This is a genomic window from Amnibacterium setariae (genome assembly GCF_003581425.1).
GTDB lineage: Bacteria > Actinomycetota > Actinomycetes > Actinomycetales > Microbacteriaceae > Amnibacterium > Amnibacterium setariae.
In genome coordinates this window covers 1448560-1468334 of record NZ_QXTG01000002.1, presented here as the reverse complement: position 1 = coordinate 1468334, position 19775 = coordinate 1448560, and the positions used below count along the sequence as shown (strand labels likewise).

The following is a 19775-nucleotide window of genomic DNA, read 5'->3' as shown; positions in this document are numbered from 1 at the left end:
GGGTCCGTGCCCGACCGGATCCTCGCCGTCCTGACCGCTCCCGCCGCCGGGGGAGCGGCCGCCGAGCCGTTCCGCTTCGCCGACCCCGACGCGCCCCTGCTGACCGTGCTCGACCTCGGCGCCACGCGCGGCGACGGCGTCTTCGAGACGATGAGCGTCGGCGGCGGACGCGCCCAGGCGGTGGACGCGCACCTCGCCCGCCTCGCCCGGTCGGCGGCGATGCTCGATCTGCCCGAGCCCGACGAGGCCGCCTGGCGCGCCGCCACGATCGCCGTCGCGGAGCGGCTCGCCGAGCACCGCGAGGCGTTCGTGAAGCTCGTCTACACGCGCGGCGTCGAGGGCACCGGGCAGCCCACCGGCTGGGTGCTCGGCTCGCCCTCGCCCGACCACACGGCGGCGCGGACGGAGGGCGTCCGTGCGGTGGTGCTCGACCGCGGGCTGCAGCACGACCGCGTCGCGGAGCTGCCCTGGCTGCTCCAGGGCGCGAAGACCCTCTCGTACGCGGTCAACATGGCCGCGTCGCGCGAGGCGAAGCGCCGCGGCGCCGACGACGCCCTCTTCATCAGCGCGGACGGATACCTGCTCGAGGGTCCGACGTCGAACCTGCTCGTCAAGCGCGGCGACCGGCTGCTCACCCCCTCCACGAGCCTCGGCATCCTCGCCGGCACCACGCAGGCGGAGGCGTTCCGCTTCGCCCGCAGCCGTGGGATGACCACCTCCTACGAGCTGCTGACGCGCGACGCGCTCGACACCGCCGACGCGCTCTGGCTGCTGTCGAGCGTGCGCAACGCCGCGCCGATCCGGTCCGTCGACGGCGTCGACCGGCCGATCGACGCCGGCTTCACGGCCGAGCTGAACGCGCACCTGCTCGCTCGGCGCGACTGACCGTGGACGAGGCGGAACGACGGATCCTCGACCGGCTCGCCGCCGGTCCGGCGACGCTCGCGCAGCTGCGGGCGGCGCTGCCGCCCGAGGACCTCGACCGGCGGGCGCTGCCGTCGATGGGCGAGCCCGACCCGTTCGGCGACGTCGTCGCGCGGCTCGTCGCGACGGGCGCGGTCGCCGACGCGGACGGCGTCTACTCGCTGCCGCGCCACTGACGTCCGGGCGGGCGCCGGGACGTCCGTAGAATCCGGGGATGCCGACCATGAGCGAGCTCGTCAGCGCGCACAGCCGGTCCAGCGAGGACGACCTCAACTGGTTGCACGCGCTGCTCGGCGACCTGCAGCTGCTCGCCGACCTCGCCTTCGCCGACATCGTGCTCTGGACCCCGTCGATCGACGGCGAGTTCGTCGCCGTCGCGCACGCGCGGCCGTCCTCCGCCGCCACGCTCTTCTACCGCGACTTCGTCGGGCAGGTCATCAAGCCCGACTGGAAGCGGCTCGTCACCGACGCCTTCGAGCGCGGCGCGATCCTCGACTCGTCGGCGCCGGACTGGTTCGAGGAGACGCCGACCCGCGTGCGCGCCGTCCCGGTGCTGCGCCGCACCTCGCCCTCCGCGGGCCCGCAGCAGACGATCGGCCCGATCGCCGTCCTGACCCGCCACACGAACCTCTCCGAGGCGCGGATGCCGAGCCGCCAGGAGCTCACGTTCAACGACTGCGCCAACGATCTGTTCCGCATGATCGCGACCGGCGACTTCCCGACGCTCACCGCGCCGACCGCGCCGCGCCGCGGCGCCCCGCGCGCCTCCGACGGCCTGATCCGGCTCGACGTCGACGGCACGGTGCTCTTCGCGAGCCCCAACGCGCTCTCCGCCTTCAACCGCATCGGCTTCTCCGGCGAGCTGGAGGGGCAGAACCTCGCCCAGGTCGTCACCGAGCTGCTGCCCGAGCGCTTCGGCGTCGACGAGATGCTGCCCGTCGTCGTGACCGGCAAGGCGCCGTGGCGCACCGAGGTGGAGGCGCGCGGCTCGACCCTCTCCATCCGCGCGATCCCGGTCCGGCACGACGAGGAGCGTGTCGGCGCGATCGTCCTCTGCCGCGAGGTGACCGAGCTGCGCCACCAGGAGCAGGAGCTCATCACCAAGGACGCGACGATCCGCGAGATCCACCACCGGGTGAAGAACAACCTGCAGACCGTCGCCTCGCTGCTGCGGATCCAGGCGCGCCGCTCGAACTCGGAGGAGGCGCGCGAGTCGCTGTCGCAGGCGACCCGGCGCGTGTCGGCGATCGCGGTGGTGCACGACACCCTGAGCCAGGGCCTCGCGCAGAGCGTCGACTTCGACGAGGTCTTCGACCGGGTGCTGATGCTCATCGCGGAGGTCGCGTCGACCCACCACACGCGGGTGCACCCCATCAAGCGCGGTGCGTTCGGCGTGCTGCCGAGCGACTACGCGACGCCGCTCGCGCTCGCGCTCACGGAGCTCGTCACGAACGCGGTCGAGCACGGGCTCGCGGGCCGCGAGGGGAACGTCGTGATCACCGCCCACCGCGCGGACGAGGGCCTCACGGTCTCCGTCCGCGACAACGGCGTGGGCCTGCCGGAGGGCAAGGTCGGCACGGGGCTCGGCACGCAGATCGTGCGCACCCTCATCGAGGGCGAGCTCGGCGGCCTGATCGACTGGCACACCATGTCCGGCCGCGGCACCGAGGTGACGATCGCGGTGCCGTTCAACTTCACCGAGTGACCCGCATCGCGGTGCGACCGGTTCACGAAGTGATCGCCGGCCGGCCGGCAACGGTTCAGGCCGCCGTCGTCCGATGGACGACGACGGCCTGGAGGATGCTCGAGGTCAGGCGGAGCGGCGGGCGCGGGCGGCGCGGCGCTTGAGGGCGCGGCGCTCGTCCTCGGAGAGACCGCCCCAGACGCCCGAGTCCTGCGAGGTCTCGAGCGCGTACTGGAGGCAGGACTCGGTGACCGTGCAGCGGCCGCAGACGGACTTCGCGCGCTCGATCTGATCCACCGCCGGCCCGGTGTTGCCGACGGGGAAGAACAGCTCGGGGTCCGCGGTCAGGCAGGCCGCTCGGTCACGCCAATCCATCCGGGGCGCTCCTTCATTCGTTCAGTCGTCCCGGCGGCAGCAGGCGGCGCCGGGCAGTCAGCGTCCGCTCGATGTTCTCCGGGTGACGGGGCTCGGGGCGGTCACAGCCCCGGACAGCCGAAGAGGGGCGGTCGCCCGTCCCTCTTGTTCGTGTCACCGTATGCCCACGACTTCGGGGGCATCGAAACGAACCGGAAACATGGTGACACAGCACCGAAGCCGGATCAAGGGTGTCGCGGTTGGATGTACCTGTGAGCGCCTCCACGGACCCTGTACGCCGTCCCGCCGGTCTGGTGGTGGTCGCCGTCGTCGAAGCGCTGGAGGCGATCGCGGTCCTCGGCTTCGCCGTGAACGCCGTCGTCGGCGCGAGCGGGCAGTACCCGGCGACGACCTGGGGCGTCGCGGGCACCTTCGCCGTCGCGGCGGCGCTGCTCGCGCTCGTCGCGGTCGGCACCTTCCGCGCGCGGCCCTGGTCGCGCACCCCGGGGGTCGTCTGGCAGGTCGTGCAGGCGTTCGTGGGCATCTACGCGCTGCAGGGGCAGGGCGGACAGCTCTTCGCCGCGGCCGCGGTCGTCCCCGCGGTCGTCGTGCTCGTGCTCCTGTTCACGCGGCCGGTCCGGGAGGCGACGGCGCGGAGCACCGGCGCCTCCTGACCGCGGCTCAGTCGACGCCGAGCTTCTTGCGCAGGCTCGCGACGTGGCCCGTCGCCTTCACGTTGTAGAGCGGCAGGCTGACGCGGCCCTGCTCGTCGAGCACGAAGGTGGAGCGGATCGTGCCCTCGACCTTCTTGCCGTAGAGCGACTTCTCGCCGTAGGCGCCGTACGCGCGGTGGACCTCGAGCGTCGGGTCGGACAGGAGCGGGAAGTTCAGCGACTCCTGCTCCGCGAACCTGGCGTTCTCCGCCGGCTGGTCCTTCGAGATCCCGATGACCTGGTACCCGGCCGAGGACAGCGAGTTCAGGTTGTCGCGGAAGTCGCACGCCTCGGTCGTGCACCCGGGGGTCATGGCCGCCGGGTAGAAGTACACGACCACCTTCCGGCCGCGGTAGTCCGCGAGGGCGGTCGAGGCGCCCGTCGAGTCGGGCAGCGTGAAGTCGGGGGCCTGGTCGCCGGCGGCGAGCCGGAGCGTCGTGTCCGTCATGAAGGAGGGTCCTCTCGTTTCTGCTAATCTTGCTGCTCGGCCGCTGAGCGGCCGTGCGCACCTCTAGCTCAATTGGCAGAGCAACTGACTCTTAATCAGTGGGTTCCGGGTTCAAGTCCCGGGGGGTGTACCGCGCAGACTGCACGTCGAAGGGCCGGTCCGGACGGACCGGCCCTTCGACGTTCCTGCGGACGTGATCGCAGGGTCGACCCCGACTTCCAAGGGCAGACAAGACCCACCTCGGCGATGATGCTGGTCCGGTGATCGGAGCCTCGTCTTCCGAGTCGCCGAGGGCGGCCCGGTGGTCATGACCCTGCCGCCCGGCTCCGCGTTCGACGACGAGCGCCCGGCCGCCGACCGGGTGCGCCGCGGGACCGAGCGGCCCGGCGTCGCCGTCGAGTCCTGGCGCGGAGCCGGCGGCCTGCGCCGGCTGCAGGAGCGGGTCCGCGTCGCCGTGCCCGACCCGGCCGGGTTCGACGCGTCGTGGAGCGCCGTCGCCCTCGACGGCGCGCGGGTGGGCGCCTGGTCGACGACGCCGGTGTCGGGCGCACGGCCCGCGTCCCGGGACCCGGCGTCCGTGCACCTGGTGCTCGTCACCGAGGGGCGCGTGCGCTACTGGACGAACGGCAGGGGCGTCGACGGGGGAGCCGGGTCGGTCCACCTGCTCAGCACGACGGACCCGCTGCGGTTCGGCGTCCCGGTCCGCACGAGCACCGTCCTCGTCGCGCTGCAGCCGGTGCACCTGGGGCCGGAGGCCCGAGCCGCGGTCGGGGCGTCGATCGGGGAGCTCCCCGCCACCCGCATCACGGCCGGTCTGCTCGCGCTCGCCGGCCAGGTGCTCGACCCGGAGGCCGGCGGCCCGGAGTGCCCCGCGGCACGGGCGCTGCGCGCCGTGGCGGTCGCGGTGGTCGAGGACTCCGTGCCGGAGGGCGTGGAGCACGACCTGCGCGCCCGCATCCTCGACCACATCGAGCGCCGGCTCGACGACCCCGACCTCGGGCCGCAGTCGATCGCCGCCGAGTTCGGCGTGAGCCTGCGCTGGGTGCACCAGGTCTTCAACGTCGACGGCAGCTCGCTCGCCCGGCACATCCGGGAGCGGCGCCTCGACCTCATCGGCGAACGGCTGCGGAACGACGGCCGGCTGCCGAGGATCGGCGCGCTCGCGGAGCGGAGCGGGTTCGGCAGCCGCGACCAGCTCACCCGCGCCTTCAAGGCCCGCTACGGCGTCACGATCGGGGAGTACGCGGCGCTCGTGGACCTCGGGCGTCCGCCGGCGCCCCTGCGCTGACGGGGCTGCGCTGACAGGGCTGCGCCGACGGGGCTGCGCCGACGGACCCGTGCTGACGGCCCGGTCCTGGCGGGGCGCCGTCCGGCGCTGTCGCGGCCGCCGACTACGGTGCTGCGGTGAGCGACGGCTGGAGCGACGAACGGCTCGCCGCCGGCCGCCGGGCGTGGCGGCTCACGCTCGTCGGGACCTTCGTCTCGACCCTGGGCACCGGTCTGACGCTGCCGTTCCTGTTCGTCTACCTCCACGGCGTCCGCGGGCTGCCGCTGCCGCTCGCCGGCGCCGCGTCGGCCGTCGGCGCGGTGCTCGCGTTCGCCGCGGCCCCGGTCGCCGGTGCGCTCGGCGACCGGGTGGGCCTCGGCCGGCTCGCCGTCGGCGGCATGGTCGTGCAGGCGGCCGGCGCCGCGCTGCTCGCGCCGCAGGCCGGCACGGCCGAGGCCTTCCTCGCGGTCGCCCTGTCCGCCGTCGGCAACACCGTGGTCTTCCCGGCCCTCAACGGCATGGTCGCGGCGCAGCTCCCCGCCGAGCAGCGGCCGAGGGCGTACGCGCTGCGCTTCGGCATCCTGAACGCGGGCATCGGCATCGGAGGGCTCGTGTCGGGCGCGGTGGTGTCCGTCGACCGCCCCGTCACCTTCCAGGTGATCTACCTGGTGAACGCGGCGACGACCGCGGCCTACGCGGCCATCGTCCTGCTCGGCCTTCGTCGCAGCCCGGGGTTCGCGCCGGTCCCGAAGGAGGACGGCGCGGAGCGCTCCGGCCCGGGCGGCTACCGGGCGGTGCTGACGAACCGGCCGTTCGTCGGCTTCCTCGCGTGCGCGTTCCTCTTCTCGCTCTTCGGGTACGCCCAGCTCGACGGCCCGTGGGCGGCCTTCGCCACGCTGGTGGTGGGCGTCGACCCCGGCGTCGTCGGGATCGGGTTCGCGGTGAACACGGCGGTCATCGTCGTGAGCCAGCTGCTCGTGGTCCGGCTCACCGCGGGCTGGCGGCGCTCCCGCCTGCTGCTCCTCGCCGGCGCGCTGTGGTCCGTCGCGTGGGCGGTCTCCGCCGCCGCAGCGCTGCCCGCGCTGCACGGGGCGGCCGCGGCGGCGGGGCTGGTCGTGTCGCTCGGCGTGTTCGGGCTCGGCGAGACGCTGTTCTCGCCCGTCGCGGGCGGTCTGCCGAACGAGCTCGCGACGGACGCGCTGCGGGCGCGCTACAACGCGCTCGGGTCGACCGTCGTCTCCGTCGCGGGCTTCATAGGGCCGCCGGTCGCGGGGGTCCTGCTCGGCAGCGGCGTGCCGTGGGCGTGGGCGCCGGTGGTGGCCGTCGGCATGCTCCTCGCGCTCGCCGGGGCGGCGGTGCTCGGCCGCGTGCTGCCGGCAGGCGTCGACCGGCCGGCGCCGATCCAGGCGGCCCGCTGAGCGCACGTCGCCGACGGCACGCCCTGACGGCGCGTCGTGCAGCGCGCGCGGATCGGGTCAGAGCCAGCGGCGGAGCTGCGCCCGCTCCTCCTGCCGTCGCTTCGCGACCCGGCCGATGCGGTCGGCGAGACGGGGGTAGCGGTCCATCACCGCCTGCTGCCGCGCCAGCTGGTCGAGGCGCTGGTAGTAGCGGGCCGGGCTCATGCCGAGCCGGTGGATGATCGCGTCGTTCTTGAGGCCGGTGCGGCGAGGGTGGGTGTCCTCGAACTCGAGCAGCCGGATGTCTGCGTGGGTGAGCATGTGGTAAGTGTGTTCGACCCCACCGACATCGTTCCGCGATCAGACGGGCGACGGCCGCAGGTGCTCCGCCGCGACACGCCGGACCGCCGCGGTCACCGCGTCGAGGAGTGTCGAACGCAGGTTCCAGTGCTGCCACCACAGCACGACGTCGGCGACGCGCCCGGGGGCGAGCTCGACCAGGCGGCCCGCCGCGAGGGGTTCGAGCGCCTGCGACTCCGGCAGCAGGCCCCAGCCGAGGCCGAGCTCGACGGCCCGGGCGAAGTCGGCGGACGACGGCACGAAGTGCCGGGGCGACCGCGGCGCGTGCCCGACGACGCGGCGGAGGAACCCCTGCTGCAGGTCGTCGTCGCGGTCGAAGTCGACCAGCGGCACGGCGTCGAGCCGGGCGAGCACGTCGCGGCCGCTCGTCGCGCCCGGCAGGTGCCGATCGACGAAGGCGGGCGAGGCGACAGCCCGGTAGCGGTCGATCCCGAGCGGCACCGCGACGCAGCCCTGGACCGGGCGGCGCTCGGCGGTCACCGCCGCCAGCACGGTGCCGTCGCGCAGCAGCGCCGCCGTCCTGGCCTGGTCCTCGCGGTGGAGGTCGAACACCACGTCCGCCTCGCGACGGACCTCGACCAGCGCGTCGAGGAACCAGGTGGCGAGGGAGTCGGCGTTCGCGGCGATCGGCAGGCTCGGCACGGCGGCGCCGCTGCCGTCGAGCGCCCGGCTCGCCTCCTCGTCGAGGAGCCGGACCTGACGCGCGAGCCGCAGCACGGTCTCGCCGGCGGTGGTCGGCCGGATCGGGGCGGCCCGCTGGAGCAGCACCTGGCCGGCGAGCGCCTCCATCGCCCGGATCCGCTGCGACACGGCGGACGGGGTGATGGAGAGCGCCCGCGCCGCCGCCTCGAAGGAGCCGGTGTCGACCGCCGTCAGAAGGGTCTCGAGGTGGTTGGAGGAGAAGCGCGGCATGAAGCTGATCTTATGGAGGCAAAGGAACCTGAACTGGACTGCATCGCAGCCGGTATCTAGCGTCGGACCGTGCTCGTCCTCCTCGCCGTTCTCGCCGGGCTCGGCACCGGGCTCGGCCTGATCGTCGCGATCGGCGCGCAGAACGCCTACCTGCTGCGCCTCAGCGCCACCGCGCCGCGCCGCACGACCGTCGCGGCGGTCGTCGTCTGCGCGGGCTCGGACACGCTGCTCATCGTGGCGGGCGTGGTCGGCGTCGGGGCGATCGTGCAGCACGTGCCCGCGGCGCTCGTCGTCGCCCGGCTCGTGGGCGCCGCGTTCCTGCTCGTGTACGGCGTCGTCGCGGCTCGACGCGCGATCCGGCCCGCCCGGGTCGGCCTCGCGGCGGCTCCGGACGAGCGCCCCGCACCCGGCCCGCTCGGCGGCGGCGGCACGGTCGTGCTCGAGCAGGCGCCGCCGCGCACCGCGGCATCCGCCCGCGCGCTGCTCGCCATGGCGGTGTTCACCTGGGCGAACCCGCACGTGTACCTCGACACGCTCGTCTTCCTCGGCGCCGTCGCGAACCAGCAGCCGGACGGGCTGCGCTGGTGGTGGGCGCTCGGGGCGGTCGCCGCCAGCTGCCTCTGGTTTTCGGCGATCGGGTTCGGCGGCCGCCGCCTCGCGCCCGTGCTCGCCCGGCCGGGCGCCTGGCGCGTCCTCGACGCGGTGATCGCGGTCGTCATGATCGGCTTCGGCCTCGGGCTGCTGCTCGGCGCCTGAGCGCGGTCGCCGGGACCGGAGCGGTCAGCGGCGGAGGGCGACCCGGGCGAGCCGGTTGCCGGCGAACTGGCCGAGCTGCACGAGCACGACGATCGTGATCATCGTGATGTAGACGACCTCGTAGTTCGACCGCTGCACGCCGTACGTGATCGCGTAGTCGCCGAGGCCGCCGCCGCCGATCAGCCCGACCTGCGCGGACATGTCGACGATGCCGACGAAGAGGAACGTGTAGCCGAGGATCAGCGGGCCGAGCCCCTCGGGGATCAGCACCGTGAGGATGATCCGGACCGGCGACGCTCCGACGGCGCGCGCCGCCTCCAGCACGCCGGGCTCGACCGCGACGAGGTTCTGCTCGACGATCCGCGAGACGGCGAAGGCGGCGGAGAGCGAGAGGGCGAAGGTCGCGGCGGTCGGCCCGATGTAGGTGCCGAGTACCGCGATCGTCAGCGGCGAGACCGCGGTGACGAAGATGATAAACGGGATCGGCCGCACGATGTTCACGACCACGTTCAGGACCGTGTAGACCGCGGGGCTCGACAGCAGCCCGCCGCGGCGGGTCACCGCGAGCGCGACGCCGAGCACGAGCCCGAGCACGCCCGAGACGACGATCGAGATCGCGACGATGTAGAGCGTCTGGCCGATCGCGGTGAGGTAGCTCTCCCAGTCCATCTCAGTCCTCCTCCTGGAAGCGCAGGTCGGCGGCGGCGAGCGCGGCGAACGCCGCCTCCACCTCGGCGTCGGACCCGGAGAGCGCGTAGGTGAGCGCGCCGGCGGACCGGCCGCCGAGGTCGCCGATGCCGCCGTGCACGAGCTCCGCCGCCACGCCGGACAGCGCGGTCGCGATCGCGCCGACGAGACCCGGCCGGTCGGTCACCGCCACGGTGACGATGCGGCCGTCGTGCGCCGCGCGGATCCGCTGCAGCACCGCGGGGGACGGCCGGTCGTGCAGCGCGCCGCGGACGAACCGCGTCGCGGCGGGGGAGGAGGGGGAGGCGAAGACGTCGTAGAGCGCGCCCTGCTCGACGACGCGACCGCCGTCCATCACGACGACGCGGTCGGCGATGGCGCGGACCGCCTCCATCTCGTGCGTGATGAGCACGATCGTGATCCCGAGCTCGCGGTTGACGCGCTGTAGGAGCGCGAGCACGTCCGCGGTCGTCTCCGGGTCGAGGGCGCTCGTCGCCTCGTCGGCCAGCAGCAGGTGCGGGTCCGTCGCGAGCGCGCGGGCGATGCCGACGCGCTGCTTCTGCCCGCCGGAGAGCTGCTCCGGGTACGCGTGCGCCTTCTCGAGCAGCCCGACGAACTCGAGCAGCCGCGCGATCCTCGCGTCGCGCTCCGCCTTCGGCACCCCGGCGACGCGCAGCGGGTAGCCGACGTTCCCGGCGACGGTGCGCGAGCGGAACAGGTTGAACTGCTGGAAGATCATGCCGATCCCGCGCCGGACCGGGCGCAGCCGGCGCTCGCTCAGCGCGGTGATCTCGTCGTCGCCGACGAAGACCCGGCCGGAGGTCGGGCGCTCCAACCCGTTGATGAGCCGGACGAGGGTGCTCTTGCCGGCGCCGGAGTAGCCGATGACCCCGACGATCGAGCCGCGCTCGACCGTCAGGGAGACGTCGTCGACGGCGCGGACGGCGCCGTAGGCCTTCGACACCGATTCGAGGCGGACCGAGGCGGTCACGCGTGCTCCTTCCGTGCCGGTGGCCCGCCCGTCGCCGGGCGGGCCACCGGGACCCGATGGGGGATCGACTACTGCGCGGCCTTCGCGTCGGCCTGCACCTTCGCCAGGATCTGCTGCAGCTTCTCCGGGCCCCAGGTCTCGAACACCGCGTCGCCGCCGTTCTCCCGCTGCACCTCGTCCGTCACGGAGGCGGTGTGGTACAGCGCCGCCAGCTTGATGAGCACGGGGTCGTCGGCGTCGGCCTTGCGGGCCACGAACGCGTTCACGTAGGGCTCGGCGGCGGCCGACGACGGGTCGTCCCTCGCGATCACCTGGCTCTTCGGCAGGCCGGCGTCGACGGCGTAGTTCTTGTTCACGATCGCCGCGGCGACGGACCCGTTCTTCAGTGCGGTCGCGGTCTGCGACGCGTCGATGGGCTGGACCTCGATCTTCGCGGTCGCGATGTCCTTCGTGGTCGAGAACGCGGTGCCGCCGCCCTTCAGCGTCAGCAGGCCGGCGCTCTGCAGCACGAGCAGGCCGCGCGCCTCGTTCACGGCGTCGTTCGGGATCGCGACCTTCGCCTTCGCGGGCAGCTTCGACGCGGCGTCGTACTTCGCCGAGTAGAGCGGGAGCGGGTAGATCGCGGTGGCGCCGATCGGCTGCAGGTCGTCGCCGCTCGTGATGTTGTAGTTCGCGAGGTACTGCAGGTGCTGGAACTCGTTGAGGTCGAGCTGCTGCTGCTTCAGCGCCGGGTTCGGCTGGCTGTAGTCGGTGAAGTTCACGTACTTCACCGTCACGTTCAGCCGCTGCTTCGCGAGCGAGGCGAACGTCTTCCAGTACGGCTGCGAGATGTCCGCGATGCCGATCGTGACCGTGCGCGCGGGCCGGTCGTCCCCGGCGGCGGCCGCGCCGCTCCCGCCGTTCGGACGGTTCACGAGCACGAGCGTCACGACGACGGCGATGACGACGACGGCGGCGACGACGATCGTGGTGATGATCGGGCCCCGGCGGCGCTGCCGCTCGGGCAGCCGCGGGGCGTCGGGGTCGGGGGCGGTGGTCATGCTGCGGCCTCTGCTTCCGGTGCGCGAGCCGGGCGGATCTCGCCGGCGTCCCTGACGAGGGTGCGGGAGGCCCAGGGACCCGTCGAATCGCGTTGCGGAACATGACCCGGCGCGACGCCGCGTGACGCGTCGGGATGCGCGTCCGGACGAGGAGCGGTACCGTCCGACGCCCCCGGAGTGGGGCTCGTCGATGCGTGCAGCCGCGGCCGGGCGCTCCGCCTCCGCGCCGGTCGTCCGCACGATCGAGGCATGCGCGATGCGACGCCCCGGGCCGCCCTCCGACGACGTCCCCTCCGGACCGTGCTCGCCGTCCTCGTCGCCGGCGCGGCCGCCACGGCCTTCGCCGTCTCGGCATCGGAGGCGGAGGCGGCGCCCGCGCGCGTGTTCCTGCAGCTGTCCGACCCGCTGTCGACGAACCCTGTCCGGCTGCAGGTCGCGGCGGTCGACGCGGACGGCTACGCGGCGCCGTTCACCGGCCGGGTGACCCTCGCGGTCGGCCGCACGTCCGCGAGCGTGCCGGTTCGCAGCGCGACCGGGCAGGAGGAGGTCGCCGTGCCGACGGACGCCCTCCGAGCGGGGGCCGCCTCCGCCACCGCCGTGCTGCGCGTCGGCGGCCGGACGCTCCGCACGACGGTCCGGGGCGTCGTCGACGTCGCCTCCGCGGTGCAGCTGCGCGGGTTCGGCTGCGGCGTGATCACGCCGACGCAGCGGCGGATCGCATGGCAGGTGGTGCGCCTGAACGGCGTGCCGATGACCTGGCCGGCATGGACGCCGTCCGCCGACACCTTCCCCGCGTACGTCCGGACCGTGCAGCCCGCCCGCATCGCCGACTCGACCGGGCGGCCCGTGCCGACCCGCGGCACCGTCACCATCACCCGCGGCGGAACGACGGTGGCGACCGTCCGGGTGCCGAGCGCGACCCGGCGGATGCTCTTCTCGGTCCCGTGGTCGGGCACGGTCAGGGGCCGCTTCGCGCCCGGCGCCTACACCGCGTCCATCGTGCTCACCGACGCCGTCGGCCGGACGGCGACCGCGAGCACGTCGCTCATCGTCGCGCGGAGCTCCGCCGGGCTCTGCGCCTGACCTCGCGCACCGCGCGCTCCCGACGTCCTTACGCTGGACTCGTGACCCTCACTCAGGGCGTGCGAGCCGAGCAGTCCCTGTCCGACGACGAGGTGCTGGCGCTCCGCGCGGACTTCCCGATCCTCGAGACCGAGCGCCTCGTCTACCTCGACTCGGGCGCCACGAGCCAGAAGCCCCGGCAGGTGCTCGACGCCGAACGCGCGTACCTCGAGCGGGAGAACGCCGCCGTGCACCGCGGCGCGCACACGCTCGCCGCCGAGGCGACGGAGCGGTTCGAGGACGCGCGCGCGACGGTCGCGGGCTTCATCGGCGCCGACGAGGACGAGCTCGTCTGGACGGGCAACGCGACGGCGGCGCTGAACACGGTCGCCTACGCCATCGGCAACGCCTCCACCGGTCGCGGCGGCGCGGAGGCGGACCGGTTCCGGCTCCGCGCGGGCGACGAGATCGTCGTCACCGAGCTCGAGCACCACGCGAACCTCATCCCGTGGCAGGAGCTCGCGGCCCGCACGGGCGCGACGCTGCGGTACGTGCCGATCGACGACGCCGGTGCGCTCCGGCTCGACGAGGCGGCGCGCATCATCGGGCCGGCGACCCGCGTCGTCGCCTTCAGCCACGTCTCGAACGTGCTCGGCGGGGTCGCGCCGGTCGCGGACCTCGTCGCCCTCGCGCGGGCCGCCGGTGCGCTGACGGTGCTCGACGCCTGCCAGTCGGTGCCGCACCTGCCGGTCGACGTGAAGGCGCTGGACGTCGACTTCGCCGCGTTCTCCGGCCACAAGATGCTGGGGCCGACCGGCATCGGCGGGCTCTACGGCCGCCGCGAGCTGCTGAACGCGCTGCCGCCCTTCCTCACCGGCGGGTCGATGATCACGACGGTGACGATGGAGCGCGCCGAGTACCTCCCGGCGCCGCAGCGGTTCGAGGCGGGCACGCAGCCCGTCGCGCAGGCGATCGGCCTCGCCGCGGCGGCCCGCTACCTCGACGGGGTGGGCATGGCGCGGGTCGCCGCCCACGAGGCGGAGCTCGGCGCCCTGCTCGCGGCGGGGATCGCGGACGTCGACGGGGTCCGCCTGCTCGGCCCCGGCCCGGGGGAGCCCCGCATCGGGCTCGCGAGCTTCGCGGTCGAGGGCGTGCACGCCCACGACGTCGGCCAGTTCCTCGACGACCGCGGCATCGCGGTGCGCGTCGGCCACCACTGCGCCCAGCCGCTGCACCGGCGCCTCGGCGTCACCGCATCGACGCGGGCGAGCACCGCGCTGCACACGACGCGGCACGAGGTCGAGCTGCTGCTCGAGGGCGTCCGCGACGCCGTCGACTTCTTCGGGGTGCGCGCATGAGCACCGGGCTCGGCGGGCTCTACCAGGAGGTCATCCTCGACCTCGCGCGGCACCCGCACGCGAAGGGGCTGGAGGAGGGCGCCGCCGCGTCGTCGCACCAGATCAACCCGACCTGCGGCGACGAGGTCACCCTCCAGCTGCACGTCGCCGACGGACGGATCGACCGGATCCGCTGGGAGGGCGACGGCTGCGCGATCTCGCAGTCGTCCGCGTCGATCCTCGCGGACCTCGCGCCCGGGCTGACGGGCCCGGAGCTGCAGGAGCGGATCGAGGCGTTCCGCACGGCGATGCGCTCGAAGGGTCGGATCGAGCCCGACGAGGAGCTGCTCGGGGATGCCGTCGTGCTCGGCGGCGTCTCCCGCTACACCGCGCGGGTGAAGTGCGCGATGCTCGCGTGGGTCGCGGCGGAGGACGCCCTCCGCGCCCTCTGACCCCGTTTCTTCCCACATCCGGGGATCCGGCCGCGTCCGCGGCGCTTCACCGGGTCGAGGAGGAGACCGCGAGGCCGAGGAGCGCCGCCGCCACGGCGAGCACCAGCACGCCGACGCCGTAGCCGAGCGAGGCGCCGACGCGGCGCTGCTGCAGGAGGCGCACGGTCTCGACGCTCGCCGTGCTGAACGTCGTGTACCCGCCGAGGAGCCCGGTGCCGAGCACGCCGAGCACCGCCTCCGGCATCCCGCGGGTGGCGAGGCCCGTGAGGACGCCGAGCAGGAACGAGCCCGAGACGTTGATCGCGGCGGTGCCCCACGGCAGCCGCGCACCCAGCAGGCCGCGGGCGACGCCGTCCACGACGAAGCGGAGCGCCGCGCCCGCACCGCCCGCGACGGACAGCAGGACGAACAGGCCCGGGGTCATCGCCGGCTCCCCACGAGGATGCCGAACCAGGCCGCGACCGCGCCGAGGACCACCGAGCCGACGCCGTAGGCGACCCCGATGCCCGCCGAGCCGCTGCGGAGCAGCTCGCCGACGCCGACGGCGAGCGTGCTGTACGTGGTGAACCCGCCGCAGAACCCGGTGCCGAGACCGAGGCGCAGCGTCCGTCGCCGGCCCTCGTCGGCGCCGCGGCGCTGCAGCGCCTCGAGCAGCACGCCGAGCACGAACGCGCCGGCGACGTTGATGACGAGGATCGCGAGCGGTAGGTCGCCGACGTCCGGGATCGCGAGCGAGAGCGCCTCCCGCGCGGCCGTGCCGACGGCGCCGCCGGCCAGCACCACGCCGAGCAGCGCCGGGCGCAGGTGCAGCGGGGGCGGGTCGGTCATGCGGGCTCCGGTCGTCGGCGAGGGACGGCAGGGGCCATCAGCGTCTCCGCGGTTCCGGCCGAGGCCGAGGCGAGCTCCATCGCCGTCGCCGACGATAGCGCGGCTGGCAGGATCGGCCCGTGACCCGGTTCGAGGTGGCGGAGGCGTCGATCGCCGACCTGCGCGACGCGCTCGACCGCGGCGCGGTGACGGCCGAGCAGCTGGTCGCCGCGCACCTGGAGCGCATCGCGGCGTACGACTCGGCCGGCATCCGGCTGAACGCCGTGCCCGTGCCGAACCCCGACGCGCTCGCCGAGGCCCGCGCCTCCGACGCCCGCCGCGTCGCAGGGGCGTCGCTCGGCCCGCTCGACGGCATCCCCTACACGGCGAAGGACAGCTACGCGGTCCGCGGGCTCACGGTCGCCGCCGGGTCGCCCGCGTTCGAGCACCTCGTCGCGCAGCGCGACGCGTTCACGATCGCCCGCCTGCGCACGGCCGGCGCGATCTGCCTCGGCCTCACGAACATGCCCCCGATGGCGAACGGCGGGATGCAGCGCGGCGTCTACGGCCGCGCCGAGAGCCCGTACAACGCCGACTTCCTGACGGCCGCGTTCGCCTCCGGCTCCTCCAACGGCTCCGGCACCGCGACGGCGGCGAGCTTCGCCGCGTTCGGCCTGGGGGAGGAGACCTGGTCGTCCGGGAGGGCGCCCGCCTCGAACAACGGCCTGGTCGCGTACACGCCGTCCCGCGGCGTGATCTCGGTCCGCGGCAACTGGCCGCTCGTGCCGACGATGGACGTCGTCGTGCCGCACACGCGATCGGTCGCCGACCTGCTCGCGGTGCTCGACGTGATCGTCGCGCCCGACCCCGACCCGACGGGCGACTTCTGGCGCCTCCAGCCCTGGGTCCCGATCCCCGCCGTCGACGCGGTCCGGCCCGCCTCCTACCCGGCGCTCGCCGAGGGCGCGTCCCTCGCGGGCGTGCGCCTCGGCGTGCCCCGCATGTACATCGGCGAGGACCGGGAGGCGCCGCACCCGATCGAGACGCGGGCCTCCGTCCTCGAGCGCTGGCGGATCACCCGCGAGCGGCTGGAGGCGCAGGGGGCGACCGTCGTCGAGATCGACCTGCCCGTCGTCTCGCGCTACGAGCGCGACCGGCCCGGCGCGGCGGACATGGTGGACCGCGGGCTCGTGCCGCCGGAGTTCGCGGAGCGCGAGCTCTGGGACCTGTCGATCTGGGCGTGGGACGGCTTCCTCGCCTGGAACGGGGACCCGGCCCTGCACCGGCTCGCGGACGTCGACGGGCCGCGGATCTTCCCGCACCCCGAGGGCGCGCTGCCCGACCGCTACCCGGAGCCGGACGTGGACCTCGCGGAGTACGTCGTCCGCGCGCGCCGGGGCGTCCCCGCGCTGACCGGGATCCCCGCGATCGGTGAGGGGGTGCGCGGGCTCGAGCGGACCCGGGAGGTCGACTTCGAGGCGCAGCTCGACGAGCTCGGCCTCGACGCGGTCGTGTTCCCCGCCGTCGCGGACGTCGGCCCCGCGGACGCGGACGTCGACCCGGTCTCCGCCGACCTCGCCTGGCGGAACGGCACCCGGGTCGCGAACGGCAACCTCGTGATCCGGCACCTCGGCATCCCCACCGTCACGGTGCCGATGGGGCTGATGGCGGACATCGGCATGCCGATCGGGCTGACGATCGCGGGCCGCGCCTGGGACGACTCGCGGCTGCTCGCGCTCGCCGCCGCGATGGAGGCGACCGGCGTGAGCGAGCGGCACGCGCCGCCGAGGACGCCGCCGCTCGGCGGGGACTAGGCCGCGCGGAGGATGCGGGGCTCGAGGTCGATCGGGTCCGTGCGGTCCCAGTCGAACGCGACGTCGACCGCGAAGCGGGTCAGACCGCCGGCGGCGCGCAGCAGCCCGACGAACGCGGGGAGCGCCGGCGCGGGCCGGTCGGGCGCGATGATCACGGACTGCTCGAACGCGGCCGCGGCCTGGAGCAGCTCCCGGTCGGCCTTCCTCGCCATGCGGTGCGGATTCATCTCGGGCCGACCGTAGGCGGGGCGGGAGAACGCCCGGTGAACCCGGGGCGGCGTGTCGCCGTCCGGGCACGACGACGCCCCGGGCGCCGGGAGGCGGCCGGGGCGTCGTCGATGCGCGATCAGTCGCGCGGCACGTCGCCGCGCCAGGCGCCGGTCTCGCTCGGGGTGCTCTCGATGAACTGCTTGAAGTGCTCGAGGTCCTTCTTCACGCTGCGGGTGTCGAAGTTCAGCAGGTCGCCGGCCTTCTCGACGAAGCCCTCCGGCTGCCAGTCGATCTGCACCGCGACGCGGGAGGAGGTGTCGGACAGCTTGTGGAAGGTGACGACGCCCGCGTGGGTCGTGCCGTCGAGGCTCTTCCAGGCGACGCGCTCGTCGGGGTGCTGCTCGGTGATCTCCGCGTCGAACTCGCGCTCGACGCCGCCGATCTTCACCGTCCAGTGGTTGTGCGTGTCGTCCGTCTGGCGGATCGACTCCACGAAGCTCAGGAACTGCGGGAAGGACTCGAACTGGGTCCACTGGTTGTACGCCTTGTCGACGGGGACGTCGACGTCGATGGTCTCGATGACCTGCGCCATGGGAGCGCTCCTTTCACGTCACACGCGGATTCGCACGCGTGACATCGACGCTATGGATGCCGTCTGGACGCTCTCGGTGAGGTACCTGGACGTCGCGCTCGGCGCGTCCAGGCGACGGGGGCTCAGCGGGCGCGCATGTCCCGACCCGACTCGATGGCGTCCGCCGCGCGCACGAGCGCGAGGTGCGTGAGGGCCTGCGGGGTGTTCCCGGCCTGCCTGCCGTGCTCGACGTCGTACTCCTCCGACAGGAGGCCGACGTCGTTCGCGAGCCCGACGAGCCGGTCCATCAGGGCGACCGCGTCGTCGTGGCGCCCGCTCACCGCGTACTGCTCGACGAGCCAGAAGCTGCAGGCGAGGAACGGGTTCTCCCCGGGCGCCAGCCCGTCGTCGCTGTGCTGCGTGCGGTACCGCAGCACGAGGCCGTCGGGCATCAGGTCCTGCTCGATCGCCGCGATGGTGCCGAGCATGCGCGGATCCGTCGCCTTGACGTACCCGACCTGCGGCAGGATCAGCAGCGACGCGTCCACCTCCGTGGAGCCGTAGGACTGCACGTACGTGTTCCGCTCGGCGTCGAAGCCCTGCTCCTCGATCTCCTCCTCGATCCGGCTGCGCAGCTCCTGCCATCGCTCGACCGGCCCGTCGAGGCCGAAGCGCTCGTGCGCCTTGATCGCGCGGTCGAACGCGGCCCACACCATGACGCGGGAGTGGGTGAAGAAGCGCTCGGCGCCGCGCATCTCCCAGATGCCGCTGTCCTTGCGGCGCCAGTTCGCCTCCGTGAACTCCATGAGGGCGCGCTGCACCGGCCAGGCGTGGCGCTGGTCGGGCACGGCGTGCTCACGCGCCTCCTGCAGCGCGACCATGACCTCGCCGATGACGTCCGCCTGGTACTGGTCGACCGCGCCGTTGCCGATGCGCACGGGGGAGGCGCCCTGGTAGCCGGGGAAGTTCGGCAGCTCGCGCTCGGGGATGTCCCGCTCCCCGCCGAGGCCGTACATGATCTGCACGTCCGCCGGGTCGCCGGCGATGGCGCGCAGCAGCCAGGCGCGCCAGTCCGCCGCCTCCTCCACGTAGCCGTGGTTGATGAGCACGGAGAGCGTGAGCGAGGCGTCGCGCAGCCACGTGTACCGGTAGTCCCAGTTGCGGGCGCCGCCGAACTGCTCCGGCAGGCTCGTGGTCGCGGCCGCCGCGATGCCGCCGGTGTCCTCGTGGGTGAGGGCCCGCAGCACGATGAGCGAGCGGACCACGTGGTCGTGGTACCGGCCCTGGTGCGAGATCCCGCTCGTCCAGTCCTCCCACCACGCCTGCGTCGTCGTGGCGAGGGCGTCGACGTCGAGCGGCGGCGGCGCGTCGCGGTAGGAGGGGTACCAGTGGAGGACGATGTCGACCGTCTCGCCCTCCCGCACCGTGAAGACGCCCTCGTGCAGCTCCCCGCGCGCCCGCAGCCGCGGGCCCCGGATGATCACCGCGTCCGGGCCGGCTGTCGCGATGATGCCGTGCCCCTGCTCGCCCTGCACCTGGCGCACCCACGGCACGGCACGGGCGTAGTCGAAGCGCACCGCGACCCGCTGCTGCATGTCGACGGCGCCGCGGACGCCCCGCACCCGGCGCACGATGTCGGCCGAGCGGTTCCCGTGCGGCATGAAGTCGGTCACCTCGACCTCGCCGGTCGGCGTCGACCACCGGGTGACGAGCATGAAGGTGTTCTCGATGTAGGCGCGCGTGGACGTCGCGGTCTCGTCCGCCGGGGCCAGCCGCCAGCAGCCGTGCGACTCGTCGCCGAGCAGCGCGCCGAACATGCTGCCCGAGTCGTAGCGCGGGAAGCAGAGCCAGTCGATGCTGCCGTCCCGGCCGATCAGCGCCGCCGACTGGCAGTCGCTGATCATCGCGTAGTCCTCGATCGGCAGTGGCATGCGCCGATCCTGCCCGCGCGACCCCGCACGTTGCATGGTGGGCGCCCGCGGAGCCGCC

The 19775-nt window shown here is 74.2% G+C and carries 23 protein-coding genes, 1 tRNA gene and 1 riboswitch; of the genes, 12 read left to right on the top strand and 12 right to left on the bottom strand.

Annotation, left to right across the window (positions count from 1 at the left end; all coding sequences use genetic code 11):
• Window positions 1-6 precede the first annotated feature (6 nt).
• Genes D1781_RS15235 through D1781_RS15225 form a run of 3 tightly spaced genes read left to right on the top strand, consistent with a single transcriptional unit; the run spans window position 7 to window position 2629 of the window.
• On the top strand, window positions 7-885 hold the full coding sequence (locus D1781_RS15235) for an aminodeoxychorismate lyase (RefSeq protein WP_119483051.1): 879 nt from the start codon (window positions 7-9) through the stop codon (window positions 883-885).
• Between the two features lie 2 nt (window positions 886-887).
• Window positions 888-1100 (top strand): hypothetical protein, encoded by a 213-nt coding sequence (locus D1781_RS15230; protein WP_119483050.1) that lies wholly within the window; start codon window positions 888-890, stop codon window positions 1098-1100.
• 38 nt (window positions 1101-1138) lie between these two features.
• Entirely contained in the window at window positions 1139-2629 is a 1491-nt protein-coding gene (locus tag D1781_RS15225) for a sensor histidine kinase (RefSeq protein WP_119483049.1), read from the top strand.
• A gap of 105 nt (window positions 2630-2734) precedes the next feature.
• Here D1781_RS15225 and D1781_RS15220 read toward each other — a convergent pair whose 3' ends face one another.
• Window positions 2735-2983, bottom strand: coding sequence for a WhiB family transcriptional regulator (locus D1781_RS15220; RefSeq protein WP_119483048.1), 249 nt, complete (start codon window positions 2981-2983; stop codon window positions 2735-2737).
• A 251-nt stretch (window positions 2984-3234) separates the two neighbouring features.
• On the opposite strand from D1781_RS15220, the gene D1781_RS15215 reads away from it, so the two are divergent.
• Window positions 3235-3636: a hypothetical protein gene (locus tag D1781_RS15215; protein WP_147392115.1), complete on the top strand. Its 402-nt coding sequence runs from the start codon at window positions 3235-3237 to the stop codon at window positions 3634-3636.
• 7 nt (window positions 3637-3643) lie between these two features.
• Here D1781_RS15215 and bcp read toward each other — a convergent pair whose 3' ends face one another.
• Complete coding sequence (gene bcp, locus D1781_RS15210; protein ID WP_119483046.1) at window positions 3644-4123, bottom strand: thioredoxin-dependent thiol peroxidase; 480 nt, start codon at window positions 4121-4123, stop codon at window positions 3644-3646.
• Window positions 4124-4180: 57 nt separating this feature from the next.
• Between bcp and D1781_RS15205 the strand changes: the two genes are divergently transcribed.
• The 3 genes from D1781_RS15205 (at window position 4181) to D1781_RS15195 (ending at window position 6808) form a co-directional block, all read left to right on the top strand.
• Window positions 4181-4253 (top strand) — tRNA-Lys (locus tag D1781_RS15205).
• A 177-nt stretch (window positions 4254-4430) separates the two neighbouring features.
• Window positions 4431-5411, top strand: coding sequence for a helix-turn-helix domain-containing protein (locus tag D1781_RS15200; RefSeq protein ID WP_233551448.1), 981 nt, complete (start codon window positions 4431-4433; stop codon window positions 5409-5411).
• Between the two features lie 116 nt (window positions 5412-5527).
• The gene (locus D1781_RS15195; RefSeq protein WP_119483044.1) at window positions 5528-6808 is read left to right on the top strand and encodes an MFS transporter; all 1281 of its coding nucleotides are present in this window, start codon (window positions 5528-5530) and stop codon (window positions 6806-6808) included.
• Window positions 6809-6865: 57 nt separating this feature from the next.
• Here D1781_RS15195 and D1781_RS15190 read toward each other — a convergent pair whose 3' ends face one another.
• Together D1781_RS15190 and D1781_RS15185 are read right to left on the bottom strand one after the other, a co-directional pair.
• Window positions 6866-7108: a DUF3263 domain-containing protein gene (locus D1781_RS15190; protein ID WP_119483043.1), complete on the bottom strand. Its 243-nt coding sequence runs from the start codon at window positions 7106-7108 to the stop codon at window positions 6866-6868.
• A gap of 39 nt (window positions 7109-7147) precedes the next feature.
• Window positions 7148-8059 (bottom strand): LysR family transcriptional regulator ArgP, encoded by a 912-nt coding sequence (locus tag D1781_RS15185; RefSeq protein WP_119483042.1) that lies wholly within the window; start codon window positions 8057-8059, stop codon window positions 7148-7150.
• Window positions 8060-8128: 69 nt separating this feature from the next.
• On the opposite strand from D1781_RS15185, the gene D1781_RS15180 reads away from it, so the two are divergent.
• Window positions 8129-8815 (top strand): LysE/ArgO family amino acid transporter, encoded by a 687-nt coding sequence (locus D1781_RS15180; protein ID WP_119483041.1) that lies wholly within the window; start codon window positions 8129-8131, stop codon window positions 8813-8815.
• 24 nt (window positions 8816-8839) lie between these two features.
• Here D1781_RS15180 and D1781_RS15175 read toward each other — a convergent pair whose 3' ends face one another.
• The 3 genes from D1781_RS15175 to D1781_RS15165 form a co-directional block, all read right to left on the bottom strand.
• The gene (locus tag D1781_RS15175; protein WP_119483040.1) at window positions 8840-9484 is read right to left on the bottom strand and encodes a methionine ABC transporter permease; all 645 of its coding nucleotides are present in this window, start codon (window positions 9482-9484) and stop codon (window positions 8840-8842) included.
• A gap of 1 nt (window position 9485) precedes the next feature.
• Window positions 9486-10493 carry a methionine ABC transporter ATP-binding protein gene (locus D1781_RS15170; protein WP_119483039.1) on the bottom strand — a complete coding sequence of 336 codons (1008 nt, stop codon included), beginning with the start codon at window positions 10491-10493 and terminating at the stop codon, window positions 9486-9488.
• 68 nt (window positions 10494-10561) lie between these two features.
• Window positions 10562-11533 (bottom strand): MetQ/NlpA family ABC transporter substrate-binding protein, encoded by a 972-nt coding sequence (locus tag D1781_RS15165; RefSeq protein WP_119483038.1) that lies wholly within the window; start codon window positions 11531-11533, stop codon window positions 10562-10564.
• 249 nt (window positions 11534-11782) lie between these two features.
• Here D1781_RS15165 and D1781_RS18000 point away from each other — a divergent pair, with 249 nt between their 5' ends.
• Genes D1781_RS18000 through sufU form a run of 3 tightly spaced genes read left to right on the top strand, consistent with a single transcriptional unit; the run spans window position 11783 to window position 14384 of the window.
• On the top strand, window positions 11783-12616 hold the full coding sequence (locus D1781_RS18000; protein ID WP_233551393.1) for a hypothetical protein: 834 nt from the start codon (window positions 11783-11785) through the stop codon (window positions 12614-12616).
• Window positions 12617-12657: 41 nt separating this feature from the next.
• Window positions 12658-13953 (top strand): aminotransferase class V-fold PLP-dependent enzyme, encoded by a 1296-nt coding sequence (locus D1781_RS15160; RefSeq protein WP_233551392.1) that lies wholly within the window; start codon window positions 12658-12660, stop codon window positions 13951-13953.
• Window positions 13950-14384 carry a Fe-S cluster assembly sulfur transfer protein SufU gene (gene sufU / locus D1781_RS15155; protein ID WP_119483036.1) on the top strand — a complete coding sequence of 145 codons (435 nt, stop codon included), beginning with the start codon at window positions 13950-13952 and terminating at the stop codon, window positions 14382-14384. Before D1781_RS15160 ends, sufU begins: the two co-directional genes overlap by 4 nt.
• A 46-nt stretch (window positions 14385-14430) precedes the next feature.
• Here the strand turns inward: sufU and D1781_RS15150 are convergent, their stop codons facing one another.
• Together D1781_RS15150 and D1781_RS15145 are read right to left on the bottom strand one after the other, a co-directional pair.
• On the bottom strand, window positions 14431-14808 hold the full coding sequence (locus D1781_RS15150; RefSeq protein WP_119483035.1) for a fluoride efflux transporter FluC: 378 nt from the start codon (window positions 14806-14808) through the stop codon (window positions 14431-14433).
• Window positions 14805-15212 carry a fluoride efflux transporter FluC gene (locus D1781_RS15145; RefSeq protein WP_119483034.1) on the bottom strand — a complete coding sequence of 136 codons (408 nt, stop codon included), beginning with the start codon at window positions 15210-15212 and terminating at the stop codon, window positions 14805-14807. The genes D1781_RS15150 and D1781_RS15145 overlap by 4 nt, the downstream gene beginning before the upstream one ends.
• A gap of 21 nt (window positions 15213-15233) precedes the next feature.
• A riboswitch (Fluoride riboswitch) is annotated at window positions 15234-15305 on the bottom strand.
• A gap of 26 nt (window positions 15306-15331) precedes the next feature.
• On the opposite strand from D1781_RS15145, the gene D1781_RS15140 reads away from it, so the two are divergent.
• On the top strand, window positions 15332-17005 hold the full coding sequence (locus tag D1781_RS15140; protein ID WP_119483033.1) for an amidase: 1674 nt from the start codon (window positions 15332-15334) through the stop codon (window positions 17003-17005).
• On the opposite strand, the gene D1781_RS15135 is transcribed toward D1781_RS15140, so the two are convergent.
• The 3 genes from D1781_RS15135 to D1781_RS15125 form a co-directional block, all read right to left on the bottom strand.
• Window positions 17002-17217 carry a hypothetical protein gene (locus D1781_RS15135; protein ID WP_119483032.1) on the bottom strand — a complete coding sequence of 72 codons (216 nt, stop codon included), beginning with the start codon at window positions 17215-17217 and terminating at the stop codon, window positions 17002-17004. The genes D1781_RS15140 and D1781_RS15135 overlap by 4 nt on opposite strands.
• A gap of 134 nt (window positions 17218-17351) precedes the next feature.
• A complete protein-coding gene (locus D1781_RS15130; RefSeq protein ID WP_119483031.1) occupies window positions 17352-17807 on the bottom strand; it encodes an SRPBCC family protein in 456 nt (151 codons plus the stop codon).
• Window positions 17808-17929: 122 nt separating this feature from the next.
• Window positions 17930-19717, bottom strand: a complete 1788-nt coding sequence (locus D1781_RS15125; RefSeq protein ID WP_119483030.1) for a glycoside hydrolase family 15 protein — start codon at window positions 19715-19717, stop codon at window positions 17930-17932.
• Between the last annotated feature and the right edge of the window lie 58 nt (window positions 19718-19775).

Excerpts from the sequence above, each read along its gene's own strand:
- D1781_RS15225 (WP_119483049.1), top strand. The coding sequence starts at position 1,139 with ATGCCGACCATGAGCGAGCTCGTCAGCGCGCACAGCCGGTCCAGCGAG.
- D1781_RS15220 (WP_119483048.1), bottom strand. The coding sequence starts at position 2,983 with ATGGATTGGCGTGACCGAGCGGCCTGCCTGACCGCGGACCCCGAGCTG.
- bcp (WP_119483046.1), bottom strand. The coding sequence starts at position 4,123 with ATGACGGACACGACGCTCCGGCTCGCCGCCGGCGACCAGGCCCCCGAC.
- D1781_RS15200 (WP_233551448.1), top strand. The coding sequence starts at position 4,431 with ATGACCCTGCCGCCCGGCTCCGCGTTCGACGACGAGCGCCCGGCCGCC.
- D1781_RS15190 (WP_119483043.1), bottom strand. The coding sequence starts at position 7,108 with ATGCTCACCCACGCAGACATCCGGCTGCTCGAGTTCGAGGACACCCAC.
- D1781_RS15185 (WP_119483042.1), bottom strand. The coding sequence starts at position 8,059 with ATGCCGCGCTTCTCCTCCAACCACCTCGAGACCCTTCTGACGGCGGTC.
- D1781_RS15175 (WP_119483040.1), bottom strand. The coding sequence starts at position 9,484 with ATGGACTGGGAGAGCTACCTCACCGCGATCGGCCAGACGCTCTACATC.
- D1781_RS15165 (WP_119483038.1), bottom strand. The coding sequence starts at position 11,533 with ATGACCACCGCCCCCGACCCCGACGCCCCGCGGCTGCCCGAGCGGCAG.
- D1781_RS18000 (WP_233551393.1), top strand. The coding sequence starts at position 11,783 with ATGCGCGATGCGACGCCCCGGGCCGCCCTCCGACGACGTCCCCTCCGG.
- sufU (WP_119483036.1), top strand. The coding sequence starts at position 13,950 with ATGAGCACCGGGCTCGGCGGGCTCTACCAGGAGGTCATCCTCGACCTC.
- D1781_RS15150 (WP_119483035.1), bottom strand. The coding sequence starts at position 14,808 with ATGACCCCGGGCCTGTTCGTCCTGCTGTCCGTCGCGGGCGGTGCGGGC.
- D1781_RS15145 (WP_119483034.1), bottom strand. The coding sequence starts at position 15,212 with ATGACCGACCCGCCCCCGCTGCACCTGCGCCCGGCGCTGCTCGGCGTG.
- D1781_RS15135 (WP_119483032.1), bottom strand. The coding sequence starts at position 17,217 with ATGGCGAGGAAGGCCGACCGGGAGCTGCTCCAGGCCGCGGCCGCGTTC.
- D1781_RS15130 (WP_119483031.1), bottom strand. The coding sequence starts at position 17,807 with ATGGCGCAGGTCATCGAGACCATCGACGTCGACGTCCCCGTCGACAAG.
- D1781_RS15125 (WP_119483030.1), bottom strand. The coding sequence starts at position 19,717 with ATGCCACTGCCGATCGAGGACTACGCGATGATCAGCGACTGCCAGTCG.